This is a genomic window from Bradyrhizobium sp. NBAIM08 (assembly GCF_020193935.1).
GTDB classification, from domain to species: domain Bacteria; phylum Pseudomonadota; class Alphaproteobacteria; order Rhizobiales; family Xanthobacteraceae; genus Bradyrhizobium; species Bradyrhizobium yuanmingense.
Genome location: NZ_JADYVR010000371.1, coordinates 1 through 446, shown reverse-complemented (window position 1 = coordinate 446; position 446 = coordinate 1). Strand labels below are relative to the sequence as shown.

Below are 446 nucleotides of genomic sequence, written 5' to 3'. Positions count from 1 at the left end.
GACCAGGTCTGCGGGGATCGGTGGCGGTCGCGTCAGCGGTGTGGCGAGACACCGGTCTCGAGCGGTCGTCCGGAACCGGCCCATGCACTCGTGCCGCCGGTCACCGAGTGGGCGTCGTAGCCGCTAGCTACGAGTAGGTCCGTCATTGCGGCGCTGCGGTTTCCAGAAGCGCACACGACGTACACCGGGCGCGTCTTGTCCAGCTGGCCCAGGGAAGCGGTCAATCCGGACATCGGGATCGAGCTGGCGCCCGGGACGTGGCCGTCGGCGTACTCCCTCGCCTCACGCACGTCGACGAGGGCAGCGCCCTCGCCGAGTGCGGCGGCCAACTGCTCGATGTCGATCTCAGGGGTGCGGTTGCTCATCGGTCTCGACGTCCTTCCGTCAGGTGGGTCCGATACCCGGTGGGGTATCCGAACGTCGCAACCGTACACACCCCCGGGGGT

Annotated in this window: 1 protein-coding gene; it reads right to left on the bottom strand. The window is 68.6% G+C overall.

Features of this window, described 5'->3' with window-relative positions:
• Positions 1 to 32 precede the first annotated feature (32 nt).
• Positions 33 to 365, bottom strand: coding sequence for a rhodanese-like domain-containing protein (locus I6F37_RS46450; protein WP_225154371.1), 333 nt, complete (start codon positions 363 to 365; stop codon positions 33 to 35).
• Positions 366 to 446 lie beyond the last annotated feature (81 nt).

Coding starts and splice junctions, on each gene's coding strand:
- I6F37_RS46450 (WP_225154371.1), bottom strand. CDS start 365: ATGAGCAACCGCACCCCTGAGATCGACATCGAGCAGTTGGCCGCCGCA.